Annotated in this window: 22 protein-coding genes and 1 pseudogene; 11 read left to right on the plus strand and 12 right to left on the minus strand. The window is 69.9% G+C overall.

Annotated elements, in window-relative coordinates; genetic code table 11:
• The 4 genes from HOQ08_RS00760 to HOQ08_RS00775 form a co-directional block, all read right to left on the minus strand.
• Window positions 1-925 (minus strand): acyltransferase (locus tag HOQ08_RS00760; protein ID WP_291190061.1); only part of this gene is annotated, 925 nt, incomplete at its 3' end.
• Window positions 926-1,034: 109 nt separating this feature from the next.
• Window positions 1,035-1,781 carry a LytTR family DNA-binding domain-containing protein gene (locus HOQ08_RS00765; RefSeq protein WP_291190064.1) on the minus strand — a complete coding sequence of 249 codons (747 nt, stop codon included), beginning with the start codon at window positions 1,779-1,781 and terminating at the stop codon, window positions 1,035-1,037.
• Window positions 1,778-2,842 carry a histidine kinase gene (locus HOQ08_RS00770; protein ID WP_291190067.1) on the minus strand — a complete coding sequence of 355 codons (1,065 nt, stop codon included), beginning with the start codon at window positions 2,840-2,842 and terminating at the stop codon, window positions 1,778-1,780. Before HOQ08_RS00770 ends, HOQ08_RS00765 begins: the two co-directional genes overlap by 4 nt.
• Window positions 2,843-2,902: 60 nt before the next feature.
• Entirely contained in the window at window positions 2,903-3,403 is a 501-nt protein-coding gene (locus tag HOQ08_RS00775) for a hypothetical protein (protein ID WP_291190070.1), read from the minus strand.
• Window positions 3,404-3,583: 180 nt separating this feature from the next.
• On the opposite strand from HOQ08_RS00775, the gene HOQ08_RS00780 reads away from it, so the two are divergent.
• Window positions 3,584-4,354 (plus strand): glucose 1-dehydrogenase, encoded by a 771-nt coding sequence (locus HOQ08_RS00780; protein WP_291190073.1) that lies wholly within the window; start codon window positions 3,584-3,586, stop codon window positions 4,352-4,354.
• Window positions 4,351-5,943 (plus strand): alpha,alpha-trehalase TreF, encoded by a 1,593-nt coding sequence (treF, locus tag HOQ08_RS00785; RefSeq protein ID WP_291190076.1) that lies wholly within the window; start codon window positions 4,351-4,353, stop codon window positions 5,941-5,943. Before HOQ08_RS00780 ends, treF begins: the two co-directional genes overlap by 4 nt.
• 18 nt (window positions 5,944-5,961) lie before the next feature.
• Here treF and HOQ08_RS00790 read toward each other — a convergent pair whose 3' ends face one another.
• The 4 genes from HOQ08_RS00790 to HOQ08_RS00805 all read right to left on the minus strand — a co-directional run bounded on the left by HOQ08_RS00790 (window position 5,962) and on the right by HOQ08_RS00805 (window position 9,394).
• Window positions 5,962-6,831: a DUF72 domain-containing protein gene (locus HOQ08_RS00790; RefSeq protein ID WP_291190079.1), complete on the minus strand. Its 870-nt coding sequence runs from the start codon at window positions 6,829-6,831 to the stop codon at window positions 5,962-5,964.
• A gap of 168 nt (window positions 6,832-6,999) precedes the next feature.
• Window positions 7,000-7,815: a transporter gene (locus HOQ08_RS00795; RefSeq protein WP_291190082.1), complete on the minus strand. Its 816-nt coding sequence runs from the start codon at window positions 7,813-7,815 to the stop codon at window positions 7,000-7,002.
• A 67-nt stretch (window positions 7,816-7,882) separates the two neighbouring features.
• The gene (locus tag HOQ08_RS00800) at window positions 7,883-8,599 is read right to left on the minus strand and encodes a hypothetical protein (RefSeq protein WP_291190085.1); all 717 of its coding nucleotides are present in this window, start codon (window positions 8,597-8,599) and stop codon (window positions 7,883-7,885) included.
• Window positions 8,600-8,839: 240 nt separating this feature from the next.
• Window positions 8,840-9,394, minus strand: coding sequence for a DNA-3-methyladenine glycosylase I (locus HOQ08_RS00805; RefSeq protein WP_291190088.1), 555 nt, complete (start codon window positions 9,392-9,394; stop codon window positions 8,840-8,842).
• Window positions 9,395-9,474: 80 nt separating this feature from the next.
• Here HOQ08_RS00805 and HOQ08_RS00810 point away from each other — a divergent pair, with 80 nt between their 5' ends.
• Window positions 9,475-10,374 carry an EamA family transporter gene (locus HOQ08_RS00810; protein ID WP_291190089.1) on the plus strand — a complete coding sequence of 300 codons (900 nt, stop codon included), beginning with the start codon at window positions 9,475-9,477 and terminating at the stop codon, window positions 10,372-10,374.
• Between the two features lie 31 nt (window positions 10,375-10,405).
• Window positions 10,406-11,467: a sterol desaturase family protein gene (locus tag HOQ08_RS00815; protein WP_291190092.1), complete on the plus strand. Its 1,062-nt coding sequence runs from the start codon at window positions 10,406-10,408 to the stop codon at window positions 11,465-11,467.
• A gap of 4 nt (window positions 11,468-11,471) precedes the next feature.
• Here HOQ08_RS00815 and HOQ08_RS00820 read toward each other — a convergent pair whose 3' ends face one another.
• Together HOQ08_RS00820 and HOQ08_RS00825 are read right to left on the minus strand one after the other, a co-directional pair.
• Window positions 11,472-12,425 (minus strand): pyridoxal-phosphate dependent enzyme, encoded by a 954-nt coding sequence (locus HOQ08_RS00820; protein WP_291190095.1) that lies wholly within the window; start codon window positions 12,423-12,425, stop codon window positions 11,472-11,474.
• Window positions 12,422-13,417, minus strand: a complete 996-nt coding sequence (locus HOQ08_RS00825; RefSeq protein WP_291190098.1) for an aldose epimerase — start codon at window positions 13,415-13,417, stop codon at window positions 12,422-12,424. The genes HOQ08_RS00820 and HOQ08_RS00825 overlap by 4 nt, the downstream gene beginning before the upstream one ends.
• Window positions 13,418-13,480: 63 nt before the next feature.
• Between HOQ08_RS00825 and pepN the strand changes: the two genes are divergently transcribed.
• Window positions 13,481-16,111, plus strand: a complete 2,631-nt coding sequence (gene pepN, locus HOQ08_RS00830) for an aminopeptidase N (protein ID WP_291190101.1) — start codon at window positions 13,481-13,483, stop codon at window positions 16,109-16,111.
• Window positions 16,112-16,126: 15 nt separating this feature from the next.
• Here pepN and HOQ08_RS00835 read toward each other — a convergent pair whose 3' ends face one another.
• Entirely contained in the window at window positions 16,127-16,312 is a 186-nt protein-coding gene (locus HOQ08_RS00835; RefSeq protein ID WP_291190104.1) for a hypothetical protein, read from the minus strand.
• A gap of 569 nt (window positions 16,313-16,881) precedes the next feature.
• On the opposite strand from HOQ08_RS00835, the gene mnmG reads away from it, so the two are divergent.
• From mnmG to HOQ08_RS00850, 3 genes are all read left to right on the plus strand, one after another.
• Entirely contained in the window at window positions 16,882-18,756 is a 1,875-nt protein-coding gene (mnmG, locus tag HOQ08_RS00840; RefSeq protein ID WP_291190106.1) for a tRNA uridine-5-carboxymethylaminomethyl(34) synthesis enzyme MnmG, read from the plus strand.
• Between the two features lie 78 nt (window positions 18,757-18,834).
• Window positions 18,835-19,590, plus strand: a complete 756-nt coding sequence (locus HOQ08_RS00845) for an RDD family protein (RefSeq protein ID WP_291190109.1) — start codon at window positions 18,835-18,837, stop codon at window positions 19,588-19,590.
• Between the two features lie 120 nt (window positions 19,591-19,710).
• Entirely contained in the window at window positions 19,711-22,023 is a 2,313-nt protein-coding gene (locus HOQ08_RS00850) for a Tex family protein (RefSeq protein ID WP_291190112.1), read from the plus strand.
• Window positions 22,024-22,109: 86 nt separating this feature from the next.
• On the opposite strand, the gene HOQ08_RS00855 is transcribed toward HOQ08_RS00850, so the two are convergent.
• Window positions 22,110-23,159, minus strand: a complete 1,050-nt coding sequence (locus HOQ08_RS00855) for a hypothetical protein (protein WP_291190115.1) — start codon at window positions 23,157-23,159, stop codon at window positions 22,110-22,112.
• Window positions 23,160-23,280: 121 nt separating this feature from the next.
• Here HOQ08_RS00855 and HOQ08_RS00860 point away from each other — a divergent pair, with 121 nt between their 5' ends.
• The 3 genes and pseudogenes from HOQ08_RS00860 to HOQ08_RS00870 all read left to right on the plus strand — a co-directional run.
• Entirely contained in the window at window positions 23,281-24,051 is a 771-nt protein-coding gene (locus tag HOQ08_RS00860) for a helix-turn-helix transcriptional regulator (protein ID WP_291190118.1), read from the plus strand.
• A gap of 185 nt (window positions 24,052-24,236) precedes the next feature.
• Window positions 24,237-24,569: a hypothetical protein gene (locus tag HOQ08_RS00865; protein WP_291190121.1), complete on the plus strand. Its 333-nt coding sequence runs from the start codon at window positions 24,237-24,239 to the stop codon at window positions 24,567-24,569.
• 38 nt (window positions 24,570-24,607) lie between these two features.
• A pseudogene (locus tag HOQ08_RS00870) lies at window positions 24,608-24,788 on the plus strand (hypothetical protein); the annotation flags it as partial.

The raw sequence follows: 24,788 nt of genomic DNA on the forward strand, positions 1-24,788 counted from the left end.
TGAGACTCAGATAGAGGCTGTAGGAGAATCGCGCCAGCCAGCCGCAAGCCGGCATGGCCCAGCGTCCCGGCAGGGCGGTGGCCGCGCCCACGCACAACGCCAGGGCAAGCGACAGCAGCGGATAACCGATCACCGAAGGCAAGAAGCCAAGACGTTCGCGGAACAGCCACACCGACAACACGAACAGTGCGACGCCCGCGGCAAGCACGGCACCGGCGTACCGCTGCAACCGCGCCCATGCCTGCGGCCGGCCCACGCGCAGCGCGGCCAGCGCCACGCCCGCAAGCAATCCGTCCAGGCGCGCCCAGGTGGGGTAGTAGATCCCCTCGACGAAGCGCAGCCCGAACGCCGGCCCGGGCGCGTCGCGCACGGGCGCCATGCCGTGCAGCCACACATAGCCGCGCAGCGCCATGCCGAACGCGACCACGCCCAGCCCGACGACGAGCGCCCGACGCGCCGAGGGCCGGTGCGCCAGCCACCACGCCAGCCAGGGGAACAGCAGGTAGAAGTGCTCCTCCACGCACAGCGACCAGGCATGCGAGAACGCCGGGTGGTGCTGGTAGTCGATCAGCAGGTTCAAGGTGAAGCTGAGGAACTGCCATGCCGGCGCCAGCCCCAGCGCCTCGCGCGCGGCCGGCCAGGCGACGTACACCGCCAGCACCGCAAGGAACGCCGGCAGGATGCGGAACGCGCGACGGCGGTAGAAGGCTGGCCAGGCCAGCGGCTCGCCGCGCACCAGCGGCACGAGCAGTTGATGGCCGATCAGGTAGCCGGAGAGCACGAAGAACAGGTCCACGCCCATCCAGCCGTCGCGCTGCAGCCAGGCGAAGCGCTCGCCCAGCCCGCCGACGATGTAGGAATGGAAAAGCATCACCCATACGATCGCCCAGGCGCGCAGCAGGTCCAGTCCAGGGAGGCGTTGCATCGGTGCCCTTATTTTCGGAGTGCGCAGGCGCCTGCCGCACGAAGCTGTGGATGGTCCGGCCCGGTTCGGGCGAAACGGGGGCGCGGCGCGGGCCGGCACCGGGCATCGGCTAGGCGCTGCCGTGGGCCAGCAACGCCGCGCGCAGGCCATCGACGTAGGTGCGGCTGGCGCGCAGCACGGTGCCGTCGCGCAGCCGCAGCAGGTGGTCGCGGTTGGCCAGCGCCTGCATCTCCGCGACGCGGTCCAGCCGCACGATGCTGGAACGGTGGATGCGCACGAAACACGCGGGGTCGAGCCGCGCGGCCAGGCGCTGCAGGGTTTCGCGCAGCAGGTGCAGCTGGCCGCCTACGTGCAGGCCGACGTAGTCGCCCTGTGCCTCGATCCAGTCGATCTCGCCGGCCTGTACCAGCCGCACGCGATGGCCCAGCCGCACCTGGAAGCGCGTGGCGTAGCGCGCGGCCACCTGCCCTCCCTGCGGATGGCCACGACGCAGGGCGACGGCCTGCCGCGCGCGATCCAGCGCGTCGGCGAAGCGCTCGTCATCGATCGGCTTGAGCAGGTAGTCCAGCGCGCGCAGCTCGAAGGCACGCAGCGCGAACTGCTCGTAGGCGGTCAGCAGCACGGTGAGCGGGCGCGACTCGTGCGGCAGCGCTTCGAGCACGTCCAGCCCGCTCAGGCCCGGCATCTGCACGTCGATGAAGAGCAGGTCCGGCGGCAGCGCCCTGAGCGCAGCGAGCGCGGCGTACCCATCGGCGCACTCATCCACCCGCGTGATGTCGGCCTGGCTCGCCAGCCGCGCCCGCACGCCGCCGCGCGCCAGCGGCTCGTCGTCGGCGACCAGCACGTGCAGGCTCATGCGGCGGCCACGGGGCGGAATGGCAGGCTGATGCGGACCCGGCAATCACCATTGGCGGCCAGCTCGAAATTGAAACCGTGCGCGCTGCCGTAGAGGCGCGCCAGCCGCTCGCGCACGTTGCGCAGGCCGATCGCCGGATGCGGTTCGGCCGGTGCGTCCACCTGCGCCACGCCATCGTTGTGCAGGCGCAACTGCAGCTGGCCGCCGGCGCGCTCGACGTGCAACTGCAGCCGCCCGCCGCCGGCACGCGGCGCGATGCCGTGGCGGATCGCGTTCTCCACCAGCGGCTGCAGCAGCAGCGCGGGCACCGCCGCCTGCAGCAGGTCGGGGCCGACGCGCAGCTCCAGCGCCAGCCGCTCGCCCAGGCGGATCTTCTCGATGTCCAGGTAATGGCCGGTCAGGGCCAGTTCCTCGGCCAGCGGCACCTCATGCACCTCGCCGCGCTCGAGCATGGCCCGCAGCAGGTCGGCCAGGCGCGCGAGCATGCGGTTGGCATCGGCGTTGCGCTGCTCGGCGACCAGGGTGGAAACGGCATTGAGCGTGTTGAACAGGAAGTGCGGGTGCAACTGGTAGCGCAGCGCGCGCAGTTCGGCCTCGCGGGCCAGCGCCAACGCCTCGCCTACGCGCTCGCGCTCGGCCCGCAGCGCCAGCGCGTGGTCCACCACCGCGTGGATGGCGCAGAAGGCGATCAGCGCGAGCCAGCAGCCGTCCAGGCCGCCGAACAGGCGACGCCAGTCGTACTGCGGCACCAGGTGCCAGCGCACGGCCAGCCATTGCGCCGCCGCGTTGTTGGCGAGCGACATCAGGTAGGTCAACGCCAGCAGCGCCAGCACCGCCGACAGCCAAGGCGTGTGCCGGCGCAGCCAGCGCTGCGCGTGGGCGAGCGGCAACGTCCACAGCAGGTAGGCCGCGGCATACAGGCCCCGGAATGCCACGGCCTGGCCATGGCCCACGTCCGGCAGCGCCATCACCGTCATGCACAGCACCAGCGGCGCACCGGCCAGCCACGGCAGCCAGAGCGATGCGGCGCCCGCACGGGCGGCGGAGTCGGTGCGAAGCATTGGATTCCCCTGCGGCGGTGCCGGACGCGACGCCCGCGCGCACTTTAGCCTGCCACCCGTTCAATGCGCGCCGGCGGGGTTGTCCGAATAGGCCATCGCGCTGATGCGCCAGCCGTCGTTGGTGTGCACCAGTTGCCAGGTCTCGCTGCCGGTGTTGTTGGGCTTGCCGTCGACCAGGAACACGAAGTCGAAATACACCGACGCGACCGCGCCATCGGTATGGATACGCACGTTGTCGAAGCGCTCCTCGATCGCCTGCCTGCTGCCGCCCACGAACGCGGCGAAGTGGCGATAGTTGTCCGCGTGCAGGCGTGACAGATCCGGCTTGGTTGCCTTCATCCGGCGGAAGGCATCCTCGCCCAGCACCTCGAACCAGGCGCCGCCCTCGGGCACGAACAGGGCCTCGAGCGCTGCCTGGTCGTGGGCGATGATCGCCGCGCGGAAATGCTCGACCACCTGCTGCACCTGCGCCTGTGCATCGGCCGGTACGGCCGCCCGCAGCGTCCCCGTTGCAGCGCCCGTAAGGGCGGCTACAAGGACGGCTATCGCCAGCTTGGTCATGCGCATTCTCCGTGAGATGAGGGAGGACGCATTGCACCCGGCGCCGCGCCCGGTGCGCCAGCGTGCTGCGCCGAGGCGTGCGTGGGCGTCGACGGGACGTTTGCGCCAGGGCCGGTAAGCGCGGTCTTCACCCGCGCCCGCCTAGGCTGGGCGACCTCATCCACTTGCGGAGGTGTCGCGATGCGGCTCGAGGGCAAGGTCGCGCTGGTCACCGGCGCCGCGCAGGGCATCGGCCGCGCGATCGCGTTGCGGCTGGCGCACGAAGGCGCGGCGGTGGCGGTCGAGGACCGCCAGGCCAACGACCGCGCCGAAGGCACGCTCAAGGAAGTCGAGGATGCCGGTTGCGACCGCGCCGTGCTGATCGCCGGCGACATCGGCAAGGTGGAAGACGACCAGCGCGTGATCGCCGAAGCGGTCGAGCGTCTGGGCCGCATCGACATCCTGGTCAACAACGCCGGTGTGGAGCGGCGCGCGGATTTCATTGACGCCAGCGAGGCCGACTACGACCTGGTGCTGCACGTCAACCTGAAAGGCCCCTACTTCCTCACCCAGGCGTTTGCCCGCCACGTGCGCGGGCGCGGCGGCGGCGGGCGGGTGATCAACATCAGCTCGGTGCACGAGGAGCTGCCCTTCCCGCACTTCGCCAGCTACTGTGCCAGCAAGGGCGGGCTGAAGATGCTGATGCGCGACCTGTCGGTGGAACTGGCGCCGCTGGGCATCACGGTGAACAACATCGCCCCCGGCGCGATCAAGACGCCGATCAACGCCAAACTGATGAGCGACCCGGCGCTGATGGACGCATTGCTGAAGAACATCCCGCTCAAGCGGCTTGGCACGCCCGAGGACGTGGCCGGCGCGGTGGCCTTCCTCGCCGGCGACGATGCCGGCTACGTCACCGGCAGCACGCTCTACGTCGACGGCGGCCTGCTGTGGAACTACGCCGAACAATGAGCGACGAGGCCGAGCGCCGCAACGAGCAGAACGCGGCCAGCGTCCCCAGGGCCGACAGCCTCACGCCGGCCGACCGCTACCAGGAACTGTTCGTCGCGGTGCAGATGGGCCGGGTGTTCGAGGACAGCAAGACCTTCGTCGATTGCGTGCCGCGCGGCGACCCGGAGCGGATCCTGGAGGACTACCGCAGACAGTGCGACGACGAGGGCTTCGAGCTGGCCGCCTTCGTGCACCGGCATTTCGTCCCGCCGCAGCAGTACAGCAGCCATTACGTCTCGCCGCCCGGCCAGCCGCTGCGCGACCACATCGACAGCCTGTGGAACGTGCTTACCCGCCATCCGCGCGAGCATCCGCCCAACGCCTCGCTGCTGCCGCTGCCCAACGAGTACGTGGTACCGGGCGGGCGCTTCAGCGAGCTGTACTACTGGGATTCGTACTTCACCATGCTCGGCTTGGCCGAGAGCGGCCGGCGCGACCTGCTCGCCTCGATGGCGAACAACTTCGCCTACCTGATCGACACCTACGGCCACGTGCCCAACGGCAACCGCACGTACTACCTCAGCCGCTCGCAACCGCCGGTGTTCGCGCTGATGGTGGAGCTGTTCGAGGACAAGGGCGTTTGCAGGGCGATCGAATACCTGCCGCGCCTGCACAAGGAATACGCCTACTGGATGGCCGGCGCGGAGGAGCTGCGCCCGGGCGACTGTCGCCGCCACTGCGTGTGCCTGGAGGATGGCGGCATCCTCAACCGCTACTGGGACGACCGCGACTCGCCGCGCGAGGAGGCCTACCTCGAGGACGTGCTCACCGCGCGCCGGTCCACGCGTCCCGTCCACCAGGTCTACCGTGAGCTGCGCTCGGGTGCGGCCTCCGGCTGGGACTTCAGTTCGCGCTGGTGCGACGGCGAGGATCTCTCCACCATCCGCACCACCGCGATCCTGCCGGTGGACCTCAACAGTTTCCTGTACAAGCTGGAGCGGCAGATCTGCCTGCTCAACCATGCCAGCGGCCAGCGCAAGCAGGCAGAGAAATTCCAGCAGCGCGCGCAGGCGCGCAAGGAGGCGATCGAGCGGCTGCTGTGGAACGAGCAGGCCGGCGCCTTCCTCGACTACGACTGGCAGCGCGGCGAGCCGCGCGAAGCGCTCACCAGCGCTGCCGCCGTGCCGCTGTTCGTCGGCTTGGCCAGCGCCGGACAGGCCCAGCGCATTACCACGGCCCTGCAGGATCGTCTGCTGCGCCAGGGCGGCCTGGGTACCAGCGAACTGGACAGCGGCCAGCAATGGGACCGGCCCAACGGCTGGGCGCCGCTGCAGTGGATGGCGATCCGCGGCATGCGCAACTACGGCATCCCGCTGGCCGACGAGATCGCCTGCCGCTGGCTCAGGACCGTGGGCAGCCTCTACCAGCGCGAGAGCAAGCTGGTGGAGAAATACGAGATCACCCGCCACCACGACGGCGCGGTCGGCGGCGGCGGCGGCGAGTACCCATTGCAGGACGGCTTCGGCTGGACCAACGGCGTGACGCGCCGGCTGCTGCACGAAGACCCCCGCCACGAGGCGAACGAGGCCAAGGCGGCGAGCCGGCGGTAGGGGGCAGGCCGCGCGTCCCTAGACCCTCAGCTTGCGCATCAGCGCCTGCGCGTCGAACGGCGCGTGCACCTTGGCGTCGTTGTCGAAATAGCAGTACACGTCGCGGCCAGCGCGCTTGCGCGGTGGCGTTGCGCTCGCGCGCGCCGCATCCTTCGGCTCGCCGCCGCGCGACCAGGCGCGGATGCGCGCGGCCCAGCGTTCGAGCGCCGCGTCGGTGTAGCCGCTGGTGTAGAGCTTCTGGTCGCCATGCAGGCGCAGATACATGAAGCCGGCGGTGACGTCCTCCAGATACGGCCAGCGCCCGGCCGTGTCGGCCACGACCAGCGCCACCCCGTGCCGGCGCAGCAGGGCGATGAAGGCCTCGCAGGCGAAGCTCGGATGGCGGATCTCCAGCGCGTGGCGCAGGCGCCGCTTGCGGTCGGGCCTGGCGCTGGCCGGCTCCTTGAGGTGGTCGTCGTGGCGGCGCGCCAGCGCGGCGGCCTGGTCGGTGTCATGCGGCAACGAAGCGAGGAAATCGTCGAACAAGGCCTCGTCGAAGCGCTGGCTGGGCGGGCACTGCCACAGGATCGGCCCCAGCTTGGCACCCAGCTCGAAGATGCCGGAGGCAAGGAAATTGGCCAGCGGTCCATCGACGTCACGCAGCCGCTTGATGTGGGTGATGAAGCGCGGCCCCTTCACTGCGAACACGAAGCCGCGCGGCGTGTCCGCGCGCCAGCGCGCGTAGCTCGAGGGCCGCTGCAGGCTGTAGAAGGATCCATTGAGCTCGATGCTGGCGACCTGGCGCGAGGCGTATTCGAGCTCGGCCCGCTGCGGCAGGTCCTTCGGATAGAAGACGCCGCGCCAGGGCGCGTAGCGCCAGCCGGAAATGCCGATGCGCAGCTTCGCCACCACGTCCCTCCGCATGACGGGCCGATGGCCATGCAAGCGCAGGCGTGGTGAGCATGTGGTGACGCAGGCGAGGGCGTGCGCCGGGTATCGTGCCATTGCCCCTCCGCGCGCACGCGGCGGCGGAGGGGCTTTCCGGTTTTCCCCTGCAGGCAGGGGCAACCTCAAGGGTTAGAACAGGTACTTGGCGGTGGCGCCCACGCCCCAGTCCGGGCTGCCGTCGGCCATGCCGCCCATCACGTAGCTCTGCAGCCGCCAGTTGTCGCCGATCTTGTGGTTCCAGTAGGCGGTCAGTTCGCTCTGCGCAGCGCCGCCGTCGGCGATCTTCTCGCGGTAGTAGTAATAGGCGCCCACGTCGTCGGTCTGGCTCATCTTGAAGCCCGCGCCGAGGTTCGCGTTGAACCCGTTCTTGAGCTTGATGTACTGGGAGCTGCCGTACTTCATCCAGCCTGCGCCGCCGAACACGGTCCAGTCGCCGAAGGCCTTGTAGGCGTCCAGCGCCAGGCCGTAGTCGTTCTTGCCGGTGCCCAGGCCCTTGTCCTCGTCGGCGGTGCCGAACTTGACCTTGCCGGTGAGGTCCAGGCCGGCGCTGTGGTCGGCGCTGGAGAACAGCTCGTAGCCGGCCGACGCGACGATGTCGCCCAGGCCCGAGGCCGAACCGGTGGACGCGGTGGCACTGCCGGCGCCGTTGCCTTGCCCATGGCCGCGGCCATGCGGGTTGCCGTTCTTGACGCCGCCGGTGCCCGGGATGACGTCGCTGGAACCGCTGATGCCGACGTAGGGCACGGTCAGCTTGAGCGTCCAGCGGTCATTCTGCCAGCCGGCCGTGATGGGCACCGACCAGATGTCGGTGGAGGTGTCGGTGCCGTACTTGCCGGTGCTGTAGTTGGCGCCGGCGCCGACGCTGAGGCGGCCGTCGTCGGCTTGGGCCGCGGTGGTGCCGAGCAGCAGCAGGCCCAGGCCCAGCGCGCAAAAAGTGCTACGCATGCAATGTCTTTCCTGTGTGTGTCGTGGGAATCACAGCACCGGCGGCTGCCGGCGCTGCAGGAGGAACTCAGCCGCCGGGGCGGCCCGAATGATCCGGATGCTCGGGGTGTTCCGGACGGCTTGGGCGCTCGGGACGCTCCGGCCGGTCGGCGCGGGCGGCGTGCTCGGCTGCCGACGGATGGTCGGCGGCATGGCCCTGGGCGAACGTCACCTTCTCCACCTTGACCGCGGCGTGGGCGGAGGCGTTGGGCGAGCGCACCACGTCGCCGAGCTTGGCGCCCATGCCCTTGGCGATCTGGCCCCAGCCTTCGCCGGCGGCGCGTTCGGCGAGCACGCCCTTGAGGTCGAGGGTGGTGCCGTCGGCGAGCGTGAGCTTGCCGCCGTTGAGCGCCGCGGCGATTTCGTCGGCGGTGGGATTGGTGACGCCGGCGTGGGCGAGGCTGGCCTCGGCGAGCGACAGGGCGATCTTCACGTTGCCGTAGCCGAGCGGCCCGGTGGCCGGCTGGAAGGTGGTCTGGGTGGCCGACGTGGTGCCGCCCGTTCCGGTGCTGCTGCCCTCCAGCGTGACCTGGCTGCCGCTGTGCAGGCCCTCGACCAGCGCCTGCGCGTTGGCGCCGGAGCCGGCGAAGGTGTCGAACTTGCCGGCCAGCTGCTGCGCCGCATGGCTGTCGCTGGCGGTGGGAGCGCCATCCGATGGCGTGGTCTGCGCCATCGCCGGAGCGAGGGCGAGCGCCGCCAGCAGGGCGGCCGTGAGGATGGGAAGCGTGAGGGCACGCGCGTTCATGGCACTCTCTCCAGTGGATGGACGATCAATTCGCCGGAGACAACCGCCTGCCTGCTGCGGCCATCCGGACGGCGCATCCTTCACTGCCGTTCGGAACCTGCGCAAGGGCTGGCGCCAGCACCATTCAGCCGTGTTTCACCGCATCCTCACGGCGCGTGACAGCGGTCACGGCAGGAGTGGCTAGTGCGTTCGGTCGGGCGAAAGTTGTCGCGACTGTCCAAGTTTTTACGACGATGCCGTTCAGAGCTGTCCATGCCGGAAGCAGCCGGTGAGGTGGTCGTTGACCATCCCGGTCGCCTGCATGAACGCGTAGCAGATGGTGCTGCCGACGAAGCGGAAGCCCTGCTTCTTCATCGCCTTGCTCATGCGGTCGGACAACGCGGTGGTGGCCGGCACCTCGCTGCGCTCGCGCCAGCGGTTGCGCACCGGCGTGCCGTCGACGAACGACCACAGATACGCGTCCAGGCTGCCGTGCGCGTCGATCACTTCAAGCGCGGCGCGGGCGTTGTCGCGCGCGGCATGTACCTTCAAGCGGTTGCGGATGATGCCGGGGTCGGCCAGCGCCTTGCCCAGCTCGCGCTCATCCATGCGCGCCACGCGTTCGATGTCGAAGCCATGGAACAGCTCGCGGTAGCGTTCGCGCTTGGCCAGCACCGTGCGCCAGGACAGGCCCGCCTGCGCACCCTCCAGGCAGAGGAACTCGAACAGCGCGCGGTCCTCGTGCAGCGGCACGCCCCATTCGGTGTCGTGGTAGGCGGCGAGCAGGTCGTCGGTGGCCCAGGGGCAACGATGCATGGGGGGTCCTTGCCGGAAGCGGCGGCCACTGTAGCGCAGCGCGCGGCGTACACTGGCGCACCGTTACCGCATCCTCGTCCATGCCGACTGCCTCATCTTCGCGCGGCGCGCTGGCCGCCCTCTCCGGCACGATCCTGATCTGGGCCTACAGCTGGGTGGTGATGAAGCAGGCGCTGACCTGGGCCGGGCCGTTCGACTTCGCGGCGCTGCGCTACCTGCTCGGCGCCGCGGTGCTGTTCCTGGCCTTGCTGGCCAGCCGGCAATCGCTCAAGCCGCCGCCGTTGCTGCCCACCGCGCTGATCGGCCTGTGCCAGACCGCCGCGTTCCAGGGGCTGGAGCAATGGGCGCTGGTCGGCGGCGGCGCCGGCCACGTGGCGCTGCTCGCCTACAGCATGCCGTTCTGGGCCGTGCTGCTGGCCTGGCCATTGCTGGCCGAGCGGCCCACCGCACGGCACTGGCGGGGCCTGGCGCTGGCGGCGGCGGGACTGCTGTGCATCCTCGAACCCTGGCGCGGCCTGGGCAGCCCGTTGAGCACGCTGCTGGCGCTGGCCGGCGGCGTGGGCTGGGCCGGCGGCACGGTGCTCAGCAAACGGCTGTTCCAGCGGCATGCGGTTTCGCCGCTGGCGCTGACCAGTTGGCAGATGCTGATCGGCGCGGTGGCGCTGGGCGCCATCGCCTTGCTGGTGCCGCAGCGCCCGATCGAGTGGAACGGGCGCTTTGCCGGCGCACTGGTCTACAGCGCCGTGATGGCCTCCGCCGTAGCATGGGGATTGTGGCTGGTGGTGCTGAAGCGCTTGCCGACTGCGGTGGCGAGCCTGTCCAGCCTGGGCGTGCCGGTGGTCAGCGTGCTGCTGGCATGGCTGATTCTCGGCGAGCGGCCGAGCGCGGTCGAAGCCGGCGGGATCGTGCTGGTGCTGCTGGGCCTGGCGGCAATCACCGGCGCGTTGAAATGGCCGGGAAAGGTGCGCCGCGCAACCTAGCCCGTCGCGTTCCGCTACTGCGGGTTGGTGTATGCACGTGTGGTTCGACCTTGTTACCTGGTTCAGTCAGCACGCGGTGATACCGCTGCTGGCCTGGCTGCACATCGCAGGCCTCGCCGGCGATCCGCGCGAGATCGCCGAGGCCGTGCTGATCGCGCTGCTGCAGGTGGCGATCATTGCTTTCGTGTTCCGCCCGCTGGAGACGCTGGCGCCGGCCGAGCGCTGGAGCGACCGCAAGCTCACCCGGGTCGACCGCCAGTACACGCTGCTGATGCTGCTGGGCATCTTCCCGCTGTTCTCCTACCTGGTGCTGACGCCGATCAGCAACTACTTCGGCGGCTCCGACGACGGTGGGAGCAGCGACTCGCTGCTGGGCATCACGCACTGGTGGCCGGGGCTGGAGCATCACCCGCTGGCGCTGTTCCTCGTCTACTACGTGATCTACGACCTGGTGTACTACCTGATGCACCGGGTACAGCACGCCCTTCCCTGGTGGTGGGCTCTGCACAGCATGCACCACAGCCAGCGCCAGATGAGCTGCTGGACCAACGACCGCGGCAGCCTGGTCGACGGCTTCCTGCAGTCGATGGTGCTGGCCGGCGTGGGCGTGCTGATCGGCGTGGCGCCCACCGACTTCGCCTGGCTGATGCTGCTGGGCGAGCTGGTGCAGAACTTCTCGCACACCAACGTGCGCCTCGGCTTCGGGCCGGTGCTGCAGCGCTGCTTCGTCGACCCGAAGTTCCACCGGCTGCACCACATGGTGGTCGACGAAGCGCGGCCGGGGCTGCACAACTGCAACTTCGGCCAGGTGTTCTCGGTGTGGGACGTGCTGTTCGGCACGGCGCTGTACGGCCTGCCGCCGCGCCCGACCGGCGTGGGCGACCCCAACGTCGATGCGGACAACGGCCATGGCCTGGTCGGCCTGCACTGGGCCGCGTTCAAGCGCTTCTGGGGCACGGTGCGCACGCTGGAAGGCTGGCGTCCGGGCGAGGTCTCCTTCGATGCCGCCGGCCGGCCGGTGCGGGTGGTGCACGCGGCACCGACGTCTCCGGCCACCGTGCCGGCGGCGCTGGAAAGCGCGGCAATCGACTAGCGCCTTACCAGGGCAGCGCGTCCAAGTCGACGTTGCCGCCGGTGAGCACCACGCCGACGCGTCGACCGGTGAAGCGGTCGCGCGCCTTGAGGACGGCGGCGAATGCGGTCGCGCTGGACACTTCCACCACCTGCTTGAGCTCCTGCCAGAGCAGGCGCATCGCGGCCACGGTTTCCTCGTCGCTTACCGTGACGATGTCCACGCGGTGCTCGCGCAGCGCAGCCAGGTTGGTTTCGCCGACCAGCGCGCGCAGGCCGTCGCAGACCGTCTGCGGCACCACGTCGGTGACCCGCTCGCCGCGGGCGAGCGAACGTGCCGCATCGTCGGCTCCAGCCGGCTCGGCCGCGTACAGCGCGAGCTCCGGGCGCAGCGCGTGCGCAGCGATCGCCACGCCGGAGGCGAGCCCGCCGCCGCCGACCGGGGTCATCAGCGCATCGAGATCCGGCGCCTGCGCCAGCAACTCCAGCGCGAGGGTGCCCTGGCCCGCCATCACCTGCGTATCGGCATAGGGATGCACCCGTATCGCGCCGGTGTCCTGCATCAGCTGCGCCACCGCCGCTTCGCGCGCGGCCTGCGTCGGCGCGCAGCGGTGCAGCACCGCGCCGGCGCGCTCGATCGCCTCGAGCTTGGCGCGCACCGCGCCATCGGGCACCACCACGTGCGCGCGGATGCCGCGGATGGCAGCGGCCATGGCCAGCGCATTGCCGTGGTTGCCGGAGGAGTGCGTGACCACGCCGCGCGCCGCGGACGCCTCGTCCAGCGCCCACACCGCGTTGCAGGCGCCACGGAACTTGAAGGCGCCGCCGCGCTGCAGGTTTTCGCACTTGAAGTACAGGCGGGCGCCGGCCAGCGCGTCGAGCGCGTCGTTGCGCAGCACCGGCGTCACCCGTGCGTGGGGTGCGATGCGCGCGGCAGCGTCCTGGATCTGGGCGAAGCTGGGCAAGGCTACGATGGTCATGGCAGGTCGATCTCCACGCCGCAGCGGAATGCGCGTGCGGCACCAGGTTCCAGACGGATGGACTCGGCGCAGTCGGGCCGGTTGAAGGCGTCCGGCAGGCTTTCCATGGGTTCCAGCGCGAGAGAGCGGCGCGCGCCGCGTTCCAGCGTATCGCCGGTGTAGGCGAGCAGCACGCCGCGCTCCTGCCACACGGCGATCCCCACGCCGGTGGCCGGGTCACGCAGGCGGGTGCGGGCGCGTCCATCGGCGTCGGGCCGCAGGGCCGTATAGCTGTGGTTGAGTGCCAGCGTGCCGAGCGCTCGTGGCCGGCGGAAATCGAGCTCCGGCGACTGCTCCAGCGGCACATACGCCGCCTCGCCCGGCAGCGGGATGAAGTCGGCATCGGTGCGGATCACGCGCTCCGCGGGAACCGTCAGCTCCCAGGATGCCAGCGGCGCGTCGCCCACGCGGAAGTACGGATGCCAGCCGACGAACGCCGGCGCGGCGGTGGCACCGACGTTGCGCAGGGTGGTCTCCACCGCGAGGCCGTCGGCCGCCAGCGTGTAGCGCACTGCAAGGTCCAGCGTGAACGGATAGCCCGGCTGCGCACCGATCGTGGTGGCGAACAGCGCCTGCGCAGCCTGCGTGTCGGCGGACAGCGCCGCAAGGGCGAACTGCGCATCGCGCACGAAGCCGTGCCGGCTGGCCCGCGCCGCACCCGCGGCGCCGGGCGCGAGGTCGTGATCGACGCCATCGAACCGGTAGCGTGCATCGGCAACGCGGTTGGCGAAGGGCGCCAGCAGCGCGAAACGCGAACCCGGACGCGCCTCGAGCTCGGCCGCGTCGCGATGGCCATCGGCCAGTTCGATGCGCTGCGCGCCGACGGTCGCTTCGAGGTTCAGCAGGCAGGCAGCGTGTCGCGCGATGCGCACGCGGCGACCACGCACCGTGTCGTTCAATACCACCAGCGGCTGCCCTTGCAGCCAATCGATGGCGACGTCGAAAGCAGCCATGCCTGATCCGGTCGCGGAAACGTCGCATGTTAGCCTGAGCGTTCCCCTAGCGGCTGCCTCCCCATGACTGCGCGCGACGACCAGACCCCCTCGCCCATCCGCCTTGCCGACTACCGTCCACCCGCCTGGCGGGTGGAGCGGATCGAGCTGGAATTCGAGCTCGGCATCGACAGCGCCGAAGTGCGTTCGCGCCTGCAGCTGGCGCGCGACCCGCAGCAGCAGGCGCCGCTGCGGCTGGATGGCGAAGGCCTTGAACTGCTTTTCATCGCGCTCGACGGCCGGACGCTGCACGAGGGGGATTACCGCTACCGCGGCAACACGCTGGAAGTCGACGGCGCCCGCGACGGCAGCGTGCTGGAGACGCGCGTACGCGTGCAGCCGGCGGCGAACACGGCGCTGGAAGGCCTGTATCTGTCCGGCTCGCGCGATCGCGGCTTCCTGCTGACGCAGTGCGAGGCCGAAGGCTTCCGCCACATCACCTTCTTCCCCGACCGCCCGGACGTGCTGGCCCGCTACACCGTCACCCTGTGCGCCGATCGCGAGCGTTTTCCCGTGCTGCTGGCCGGCGGCAACCCCGACGGCGCCGGCGAATTGCCCGGCGGCCGGCACTGGGCGCGCTTCGTCGATCCGTATCCCAAACCCTGCTACCTCTTCGCGCTGGTCGCGGGACGGCTGCAGAAGCTCGAGCGCGACTACCGCACCGCGGACGGGCGCGACGTCAGGCTGGTGATCTGGGCCGAACCGGACGTGATCGACTGCTGCGGCTACGCCATGGATGCGCTCGAGCGCGCCATGCGCTGGGACGAGCGCGCCTACGGGCGCAACTTCGACCTTTCCGTGTTCCACGTCGTGGCCACGCACGACTTCAACATGGGCGCGATGGAGAACAAGGGCCTCAACATCTTCAACGCCAAGTACCTGCTGGCCGACCCCGACACCACCACAGACGACGAATACCGCGCGGTCGAGGCGGTGATCGGCCACGAGTACTTCCACAACTGGAGCGGCAACCGCGTGACCTGCCGTGACTGGTTCCAGCTGTCGCTCAAGGAAGGGCTCACCGTATTCCGCGAGCAGCAGTTCTCGGCGGACATGAATTCCGCGCCGCTCAAGCGCATCGACGACGTGGCCCTGCTGCGCCGCGCGCAGTTTCCCGAGGATGCCGGCCCGCTGGCCCATCCCGTGCGCCCGGCGCACTACAGCGAGATCAACAACTTCTATACCGCCACGGTGTACGAGAAGGGCTCTGAGCTGGTGCGCATGCTGGCCGGGCGGCTGGGGCCGGAAGGCTTCCGCCGCGGCATGGACCTGTATTTCGGACGCAACGACGGCCGCGCCGCCACGCTGGAGGATTTCCTCGCCGCGCTGGGCCAGGCCAACGGCATCGACCTTGCGCCTTACCTCGCCTGGTACGGCCAGGCCGGCACGCCACGGCTGGTCGCGGAAGGCCGCTACGATGCGCAGCGGCGCGAATACGCGCTGATCCTGCGCCAGCACACGCCGCCCACGCCCGGCCAGCCGGACAAGCGGCCGCTGCCGATCCCGGTCAAGCTGGCGCTGTTCGGTCCGGACGGCCGCATGCTGCCGCTGCACGATGGCGCCGCCGAACAGGTGGTGGTGCTCGACGCGGCCGAGCAGACCTTCGTGTTCACCGGCATCGAACACGCCCCGGTGCCATCGCTGCTGCGCGGCTTTTCCGCGCCGGTGATCCTGGAGTGCGCCTACGCGCCGGCCGGGCTGGCGCTGCTGCTGACCCATGACACCGACGGCTTCAACCGCTGGGAAGCCGCCCAGCAACTGGCCTGGCGCGCCTATGCCGAACTGCGCGACGGCAGCGGCCACGAGGCACTGACGGTCTGGGGCGACACGCTCGCCGGGCTGTTCGGCCAGGGCGCGCTGGACCACGCGCTGCTGGCCGACCTGCTGACGCCGCCGGGCGAAGTGGAGCTGGCCGAGCGCGAGACCGACGTCGATCCCTCGCGCATCCACGCGCTGCGGCAGACGCTGCAGCGCGAACTGGCCGCGCGCATCGGCGCGGCGGTGCTGGCCGAGCGGTACCGCGAACTGGCCGCGCACGCGGGCGATGCGCTGGATGCGCCCAGCCAGGCGCGGCGCCGGCTCAAGCGCCGCGTGCTGGAGTTGCTCGCCCTGCTCGACGCACCGACCGCCCAGGCGCTGGCGGCCACGCAGTTCGATCGCGCCGCCACCATGACCGACCGCCTCGCGGCGCTCGCGGTGCTGGTGCGCGACGAAGCGCCGCAAGCCGCCGGCGCACTGGCGCGTTACCGCGAGCGCCACGCGGGCAACGCGCTGGCGCTGGACAAGTGGTTCGCAGTACAGGCGCAGCTGCCTGGCGAAGCGGCACTGGCGCGCGTGCGTGCGCTGGAGGCCGATCCGAAATTCACCCTGAAGAATCCCAACCGCGTGCAGGCTCTGCTGGGCACCTTCGCCCGCGGCAATCCGAGCGGCTTCCACCGTGCCGACGGCGAGGGCTATCGCCTGCTTGCCGCGCGCCTGGCCGAACTGGACGCGCTCAATCCGCAGGTGGCGGCGCGGCTGGCGACCGCGTTCAACGGCTGGCAGCGGCTCGAACCGGTGCGCCGCGAGCAGGCGCGTGCGGCGGTGGCCGAGCTGGCGGAAAAAGACCTGTCGCGCAATCTCGCCGAGATCGTCGGCAACATGCTCAAGGGTTGAGCGTCACCGCGCGGATCAGGCGGCCAGCTGGTTCAGCGCGCTGCGCAGGCGGACCATGTGCGACTCCAGCCGCGGGCGCAGCTGCTGGCGCTCCTGCTCGGTGCGCGCAGCCAGGTGCTCGATCGCCATCTGCACCTTGCCGATCTCGATCATCAGGTCGTGGCGGGGATAGACCGGCTGGAAGTCGAAGATGTTGTTCATGGCACGACGGTTTGCTTCGGTGGGTGAAGCAAGCTCTGCAACCGCCATGCCAGAGCGTGATCCGCATCACATCAGGGTTTTGGCCCCGTCGGCGGGCTGACGCTCAGCGTCAGCTGGCCTACAAAAAAAAGCCGGAATTAGTCACTTTTTATTCACGGGCGCGCTGGGAATATGCGTCCCGCAGCCGCGACGGATCGCGGAGGCGCCTCGGTTTTCGGTTTCTGGCGCCCGGCAACACGGTCATCCTGGATTCCCCCTGTTCCTGAGACCGCCGGGCGCCAGATCTAAGCAAGGCCAAACCCCGCCGCGTGGCGGGGTTTGGCTTTTCGGGGGCCGGAAAAGGCGACGGCACCGTGGGATGCCCCAGCGGCGCCGTCATGCTTCCTCTCCTGGTACGCGGTCGGGCCCCTGTCAGCCCGGCCTCGGCGCGCGGTCGCGCAGCGTCTGCCCATGGAAAGTGCACGGAAAGTGAAGCAGCATTCGTGCCAAGCTCTTGAATTTGCGTAGGCTGGCGTGCCAAAGCGGTAACATGCGCACGTTCCGTCCTGCCACGCGCCAGCGCTCTTCCGATGATCCATCCAACTCGCTACGACGTGATCGTGGTCGGCGGCGGCCACGCCGGCACCGAAGCGGCGCTGGCCGCCGCCCGCTGCGGCGCGCGCACCCTGCTGCTGACCCACAACCTGGAAACGGTCGGGGCGATGAGCTGCAACCCGGCCATCGGCGGCATCGGCAAGGGCCACCTGGTGAAGGAGATCGACGCACTGGGCGGGGCCATGGCGCAGGCGGCCGACCGCGCCGGCATCCAGTGGCGCACGCTCAATGCTTCCAAGGGCCCGGCAGTGCGCGCCACGCGTTGCCAGGCCGACCGCGCGCTGTATCGCGCGGTGATCCGGCGGACCGTGGAAACCCAGCCCGGCCTCGAGCTCTTCCAGCAGGCGGTGGACGATCTGCTGATCGAGGGCGGCCGCGTCACCGGCGTGGTCACGCAGATGGGCGTGACCTTCCACGCCGGCGCGGTGGTGCTGACCGCTGGCACCTTCCTCGCCGGCAAGATCCACATCGGCCCGGCGCAGTACGCCGGCGGCCGCGCGGGCGACCCGCCGGCCAGCACGCTGGCGCAGCGCCTGCGCGAGCTGCCGGTGGCGGCCGATCGGCTGAAGACCGGCACGCCCCCGCGGATCGACCTGCGCAGCATCGACTTCAGCCACCTGGACGAGCAGCCCGGCGACGACCCCGCACCGGTGTTCTCCTACCTCGGCACGCGCCGGGAGCATCCGCGCCAGGTCAGCTGCTGGATCACCCACACCTCCGAGCGCACGCACGAGATCATCCGCGGCGCGCTGGACCGCTCGCCGCTTTACAGCGGCCAGATCGAAGGCATCGGCCCGCGCTACTGCCCCTCCATCGAGGACAAGGTGGTGCGCTTCGCCGACAAGGCCTCGCACCAGATCTTCATCGAGCCGGAAGGGCTGGACAGCTTCGAGATCTACCCCAACGGCATTTCCACCTCGCTGCCGTTCGATGCGCAGCTGGCGCTGGTGCATTCGATCGCCGGCTTTGAACGCGCGCACATCACGCGGCCCGGCTATGCCATCGAGTACGACTACTTCGACCCGCGCGGCCTCCATCCGTGGCTGGAGACCAGGGCCATCGGCGGCCTGTACTTCGCCGGCCAGATCAACGGCACCACCGGCTACGAGGAAGCCGCCGCGCAGGGCCTGGTCGCCGGCCTCAACGCCGCCCGCATGGCCAGGGGCGAGGTGCCGTGGTATCCGCGCCGCGACGAGGCCTACATCGGCGTACTGATCGACGACCTCACCAGCAACGGCACGCTCGAGCCCTACCGCATGTTCACCTCGCGCGCCGAATACCGGCTGCACCTGCGCGAGGACAACGCCGACCTGCGGCTGACCGAGCAAGGCTTTGCGCTCGGCGTGGTGCCGCAGGCGCGCTTCGACGCGCTGCGCGCCAAGCGCGAGGCCGTCGAGCGCGAGACCGGGCGGCTGGCTTCGCTGTGGGCCGCGCCGACCAACGCGCTGGGCGCCGCCATCGGGCGCGAGCTCGGCATCGCGGTGAGGCGCGAAACGAACGCGCTGGACCTTCTGCGCCGACCCGAACTCGACTACGCCAAGCTCACTGCCGTCACCGAACTGGGCCCGGCCGTGGAGCGCGAGGACGTCGCCGCGCAGGTCGAAGTGCAGGCCAAGTACGCCGGCTACCTGGAGCGCCAGCGCGAGGAGATCGAGCGCCAGCGCCGCCACGAGAACACCGACATCCCCACCGGCTTCGACTACGACAAGGTGCGCGGCCTCTCTTCCGAAGTGCTGCTCAAGCTCAAGCGCACGCAGCCGGTGACGATCGGCCAGGCCGCGCGGATCAGCGGCGTCACGCCTGCGGCGATATCGCTGCTGCTGGTGCATCTGAAGCGCCGCAGCGCCTGATCGCCTTGCTTCCTCTCCCCAGAGGAGAGCGGAGCGTGTGGCATCATCGGACGCATCGATTCTTGCGGAGCACAGCGGATGGAAGTCTGGATCGGCCGTGACGGCCAGCGCCATGGTCCCTACAAGGAAGACGACGTGCGCCTGTGGCTGCGCGAGGGCAAGCTCGCCGGCGCGGACCTGGGTTGGTACGAAGGACTGGCCGACTGGCAGCCGCTGTCGGTGCTGTTCCCCGACGCGCAGGCCGCCACGCCGCCGCCGTTCGCGTCCGCTGCTGCCGCAGTACCGCCGCCGACCACCACCGCCGCGCTGGAAGACTACGCCGGCTTCTGGAAGCGGCTGGTTGCCTACCTCATCGACGTGATCGTGCTGTTCATCCCGAACACGCTGATCATGAAGGCCTTCGGCGATGGCGCCGCGCAGGAGCAGTTGCAGCAGGCGGTGCTCTCCGCCGGCCAGGACATCGAGCGGGCGATCGCCGCCTACGGCCACTACTACGAGACCATGCAGACCGCCTATCTGGTCACCTGGCTGCTCGCCTGGACCTACTTCGCCATCTGCGAAAGCTCGGCCTGGCAGGGCACGGTGGGCAAGCTGGCGATGGGCATCCGGGTGACCGACCTCGAGGGTCGGCGTATCAGCTTTGCTCGCGCGCTGGGCCGCTACGCGGCCAAGATCGTCAGCGCCATGATCCTGCTGATGGGCTTCCTGATGGTTGCCTGGACCCGCCGCAAGCAGGGCCTGCACGACATGCTGGCCAACACCCTGGTGCTCAACGGCCGCGCCGGCGCGTTCCGCGACAAGCCACGCGCCGACGACCGCTCGTTCCACGCGTGACCCGTAGGTGGGCTTCAACCCACCGCGCGAGATGGCGATGGTGAGCTGAAGCCCATCCTGCGCGCCGAGCCCGGGTTGCTATGATCGACGGCTTCCTGCACCACCGAAGCCGTCGATCACATGCTCAGCATCGAACACCGCATTGCCCAGGACATCGCCGCCAAGCCCGACCAAGTGCGCGCGGCGGTGGCCCTGCTCGACGAAGGCGCCACCGTGCCCTTCATCGCCCGCTACCGCAAGGAAGTCACCGGCGGCCTCGACGACACGCAGCTGCGCCTGCTGGAGGAGCGCTTGCGCTACCTGCGCGAGCTGGAGGAACGCCGCGGCGCGGTTCTGGCCAGCATCGAGGAACAGGGCAAGCTCAGCGACGCGTTGAAGAACGACATCCTCGCCGCCGACACCAAGGCGCGGCTGGAGGATCTCTACCTCCCGTACAAGCCCAAGCGCCGCACCAAGGCGCAGATCGCCCGCGAAGCGGGCCTGGAGCCGCTGGCCACCGCCCTGCGCGAGGACCCCACGCTCGGCCCCGAAGCCTTCGCCGAAGGGTTCGTCGACGCCGGCAAGGGCGTGGCCGACGTGCGCGCCGCGCTCGACGGGGCGCGCGCGATCCTGATGGAGTCCATCGCCGAAGACGCCCACCTGGTCGGCGAACTGCGCGACTGGCTGTGGGACAAGGGGCAGATCCGCGCCAGGGTGGTCGAGGGCAAGGAAAACGAAGGCGCCAAGTACCGCGACTACTTCGACCACGTCGAGCCGATCGGCAAGATCCCCTCGCACCGCCTGCTGGCGCTGATGCGCGCGCGCAACGAAGGCGTGATCGAGCTGGAGCTGCAGCCGGCGCTCGATGCCGAACAGGGCCACCTCGAAGGCGAGGGCCGCGTGGCCGCGCACGCCGGCATCCTCGACCGCGGCCGCCCCGCCGACGCCTGGCTGCGCGAGACGGTGCGCCTGACCTGGCGCGTGAAGCTGCACCTGCACCTGACGCTCGACCTGTTCGGCCGCGTGCGCGAAGGCGCCGAGGACGAGGCGATCCGCGTGTTCGGCGAGAACCTGAAGGACCTGATGCTGGCCGCGCCGGCCGGCGCCAGGACCGTGATGGGCCTGGACCCGGGCATCCGCACCGGCGTCAAGGTCGCGGTGGTCGATGCCACCGGCAAGCTGCTGGCCACCGAGACGATCTATCCGCACGAGCCCAGGCGCCAGTGGAACGAGTCGCTGGTGGCGCTGGCCAAGCTGTGCAAGCAGCACGGCGTGGACCTGATCGCGATCGGCAACGGCACCGCCTCGCGCGAAACCGACAAGCTCGCCGGCGAGCTGATCAAGAAACTGCCGGAGGCGAAGCTCTCCAAGGTCGTGGTCAGCGAAGCGGGCGCATCGGTGTACTCGGCCTCCGAGACGGCGGCGAAGGAGTTCCCGAACCTGGACGTCAGCCTGCGTGGCGCGGTGTCGATCGCCCGCCGCCTGCAGGACCCGCTGGCCGAGCTGGTGAAGATCGAACCCAAGGCGATCGGCGTGGGCCAGTACCAGCACGACGTCAACCAGGTGAAGCTGGCGCGCGCGCTGGACGCCAAGGTCGAGGACTGCGTCAATGCCGTGGGCGTGGACGTCAACACCGCCTCGGCCGCGCTGCTCTCGCGCGTGGCCGGGCTCTCCGCGAGCGTGGCCGAGAACGTGGTCAAGCACCGCGACGCCAATGGCCCGTTCGCCAACCGCAGGGCACTGCTGAAGGTGCCGCGGCTGGGCGACAAGGCGTTCGAGCAGTGCGCCGGCTTCCTGCGCGTACCCAACGGTGACAACCCGCTGGACGCCAGCGCGGTGCATCCGGAGGCCTACCCGGTGGTCGAGCGGATCATCGCCCGGTGCGGCCGCGAGGTGCGCAACCTCATCGGCGACACCGGCTTCCTGCGTGGCCTCAAGCCCGAACAGTACACCGACGACAGGTTCGGCGTGCCGACCGTGCGCGACATCCTGAAGGAGTTGGAAAAGCCCGGCCGCGACCCGCGACCCGAGTTCGTCGCGCCCAGCTTCGCCGAGGGCGTGGAGGACCTCAAGGACCTCAAGCCCGGCATGATCCTGGAAGGCCGCGTCACCAACGTCGCCGCGTTCGGCGCCTTCGTCGACATCGGCGTGCACCAGGACGGTCTGGTGCACGTCTCGGCGCTCTCGCACAACTTCGTCAAGGACCCGCGCGACGCGGTCAAGGCGGGCGACATCGTCAAGGTCAAGGTGATGGAGGTGGACCTGCCGCGCCAGCGCATCGGCCTGTCCATGCGCCTGGATGACGAACCCGGGCAGGCGCGCGGCGAGCGATCTGGCGGCGGCGACCGCAACACCCGCACGCCGCGCAGCGGGCCACCGCCGAAACCCGCGGCACCGCCGGCCAACAACGCCTTCGCCGAGGCACTGCTGCGCGCACGCCAGGACAAGCGGTAGCGCGCCCGCCACGGCAGCATCGCCTCGCCAGGAGCCGCGTGTTGCGAGCACCGGCTTGTGGGCCGGCGCTCATCCGCACGCGGCTCTCAAGCCAACAAGTCCGGATGCGGATTGGGTCCGAACGGCGATGCCTGGCCGAGTCGCAGGGCTGCGGCAACGTAGGCCCACAGCGCCCCAGGCGAAGGCGCATGCTCCGGCGGTGAGCCGTCGGGGCGCTGGCGCCCTGCCGCGCCGGTCCTCACGTACTTGCCGATGACCGTGGCGGTGCCGCCCTTGGCGTGGTCCGCCCCTGGAAGCGTGCGGCTGAACTCGCCGACCAGGAGCGTCACGACATTGCGGTCGGCCAGCGCCATGACGCGTGCGAGGAAAGTGGCCAGCGACGGCGTGATGGGGGCCATGATCGCGCGTGCGATGGTCCCCGTGTCGTCGTGGTGGGTATCGAACTGCCGGTCATGGCGACCGGTGAAGGCCGGTTGCGCGAACACCACACCGGCGCCTTCATGGACCAGTGCTTCCACCGCAGCGAAGGTCGAGCGCTGGTCATCGAGAGCGACATTCCCGCCGGCGATCCCATAGGCGGCCCGGATGGCGTCCAGCTGCGCCCGCGTGAGACTGCGGCGGGCATCCTCCAGGCGCTCGATGCGCTCGAAGCCGACCCCATCTTCCGGCACCGGGTTCGCAGCCACACCGGCTGGCAGGCCGAGGCGGTTCACGATGGCGCATGGCACGGGACCGCGCGGCATCGCCGCGGCCAATCGCAGCAGCTGGCTGCGCGTGCCGGCCTGCAGCACAACAGCACGCGCGTCGTTGTGAGGGTAGAGCCCGTGCCTGAAGTGCACCGAGGCCATATGCGACAGGGCCACCGGGGGCAGCGACCCGAACGAACCGGCGTCCACGTGGAGCCCGTTGCCCAGGGCGCGGACGTTGCCGGGCGTTACACCGAACGCACCGTTGGCCAGAAAGGCATCGGCGCTATTGAACAGGCCCGCGGGCCCGCCGTTCAACCAGAAGACGACCAGCGTGGGCCTTTCCGCCCCGATGGGAACCCGCGAATAGGCGCCCCGAAGCGCGAGTGCCCCGGCCAGGGCTGCACCCGCCTTGAGCAGATTGCGGCGCGTGATCGCATAGGTGGCCATGGTGCCGAGCCTCTCGTGTCGTGAACGCCCTGCCCTGTGCCGCGGCAGCGTGCGGCACGTTGCCCGTGCCGTCGTCGGGATCTAGCCTAGTGATGTCCGTCTTCCGAAAGGGAGCCATTTCATGTCGCGTTCCAGACAGCACGCATCATGGCCCGTCACCGCGCTGGCCAAGGAGTACCCGCGGGGATGGCACATCACCAGGCACCGCCATCGCCGTGGGCAGCTCATCTATGCAAGTACGGGCGTGATGCGGGTAGCCACGCGCGAGGGGATATGGATCGTGCCGCCGCAGCGCTCGCTGTGGATCCCACCCAGGATGGAGCACGAACTGCACATGGAAGGGCAGGTGGCCGTGCGCATGCTCTATCTCGATCCGCCCACGAGCGCCGCGTATGGGCACCACTGCCGCGCGCTGGCGGTTTCACCGCTGCTGCGGGAGCTGGTCCTGGCCGCCGTGCAGGCGCACGGGGACCGGCACATCGAGCGCATGGCGATGCTCGCGCCGCTGCTTTTGCACGAGATGCAGGTGGCGCCCGAGACGGCTTTCCGCATTCCGATGCCGTCGGATCCGCGCTTGAGGCGGGTCTGCCAGCGGCTGCTCGCGGGAACGCACCGGGCGGAGACGCTGGAGCAGCTGGCCGCTCGCGCCGGCGCGAGCAGCCGCACCCTGGCGCGGCTGTTCGAAAGCGAACTGCACATGTCCTTCGTGCGCTGGCGCCAACACGTCCGCCTTGCCCACGCACTCAGCCAGATGAGCCTGGGGCATTCCATCAAGACCGTCGCACGGGACGCCGGCTACGCAAGCTGCAGCGCCTTCATCAGCATGTTTCACCGCGTGCTGGGCATGACGCCTACCGCCTACCTGGCGCAGGTCGCGAGTGCGGACAACTAATTTCGTGTCCGCGGCAGAGCTGATCTAGATACAAAAAGCGATAGCACCGACTAATCGCCCTGCCTTGGCGTGCAAAGCGGTTCCAGATGAAGGTTTCACTCGCGCGACACTATGTCACTGGCCTGCTGGCGATTTCGCAAGGATGATCTGGCTCGCGAAGCCGCTCTCGCGGCCAGGAGAGACGGGTGGGGCGTTCGGGTGCACGTCGCCGCGTGGTTGACGGGTGGGCCTTCATCGCCATCTGGCTGACCATCTTTGCGCCGGTGATTTCCCCGCGTATTGCCCACATCGGCCGCTGTCCGTCCCAAGACGGCGTGTTCTCGCTCAACGGTGGCCTGCGCCCGGGCCACGGGCTAATCCTGAGCGCGGGCATCGACAACCTGCTCGACAAGGTCTACGCCGAACACATCAACGCCGCAGTGGAAGGCCTCGCCGGCTACGGTCAACGCCCGTTCGCGTCAACGAGCCGGGCTGAACCGCCTGGCTCAAGCTCGACGCAAGCCTGTGGGCCACCGTAGGCATACACTTTCCGCAACACAAGGACTACGCCGTGAATATGTCCGCCATTTTCTTTGCTCGTACCGTCGAGTCGACATCGCACCGGCGCCTGTTCGCCTCGGTTGCGGCAATGCTCGGGATCATCCCGGGCATCGCGGGCGCCTGCTCCACCTGTGGCTGCTCGCTCAATTCCGATTGGGCCAGCCAGGGCTACGCGACCACCTCCGGCCTTCACCTGA

Origin of the sequence: Frateuria sp., assembly GCF_013362045.1 — a bacterium.
In the GTDB taxonomy this organism is placed as follows: Bacteria; Pseudomonadota; Gammaproteobacteria; order Xanthomonadales; family Rhodanobacteraceae; genus Frateuria_A.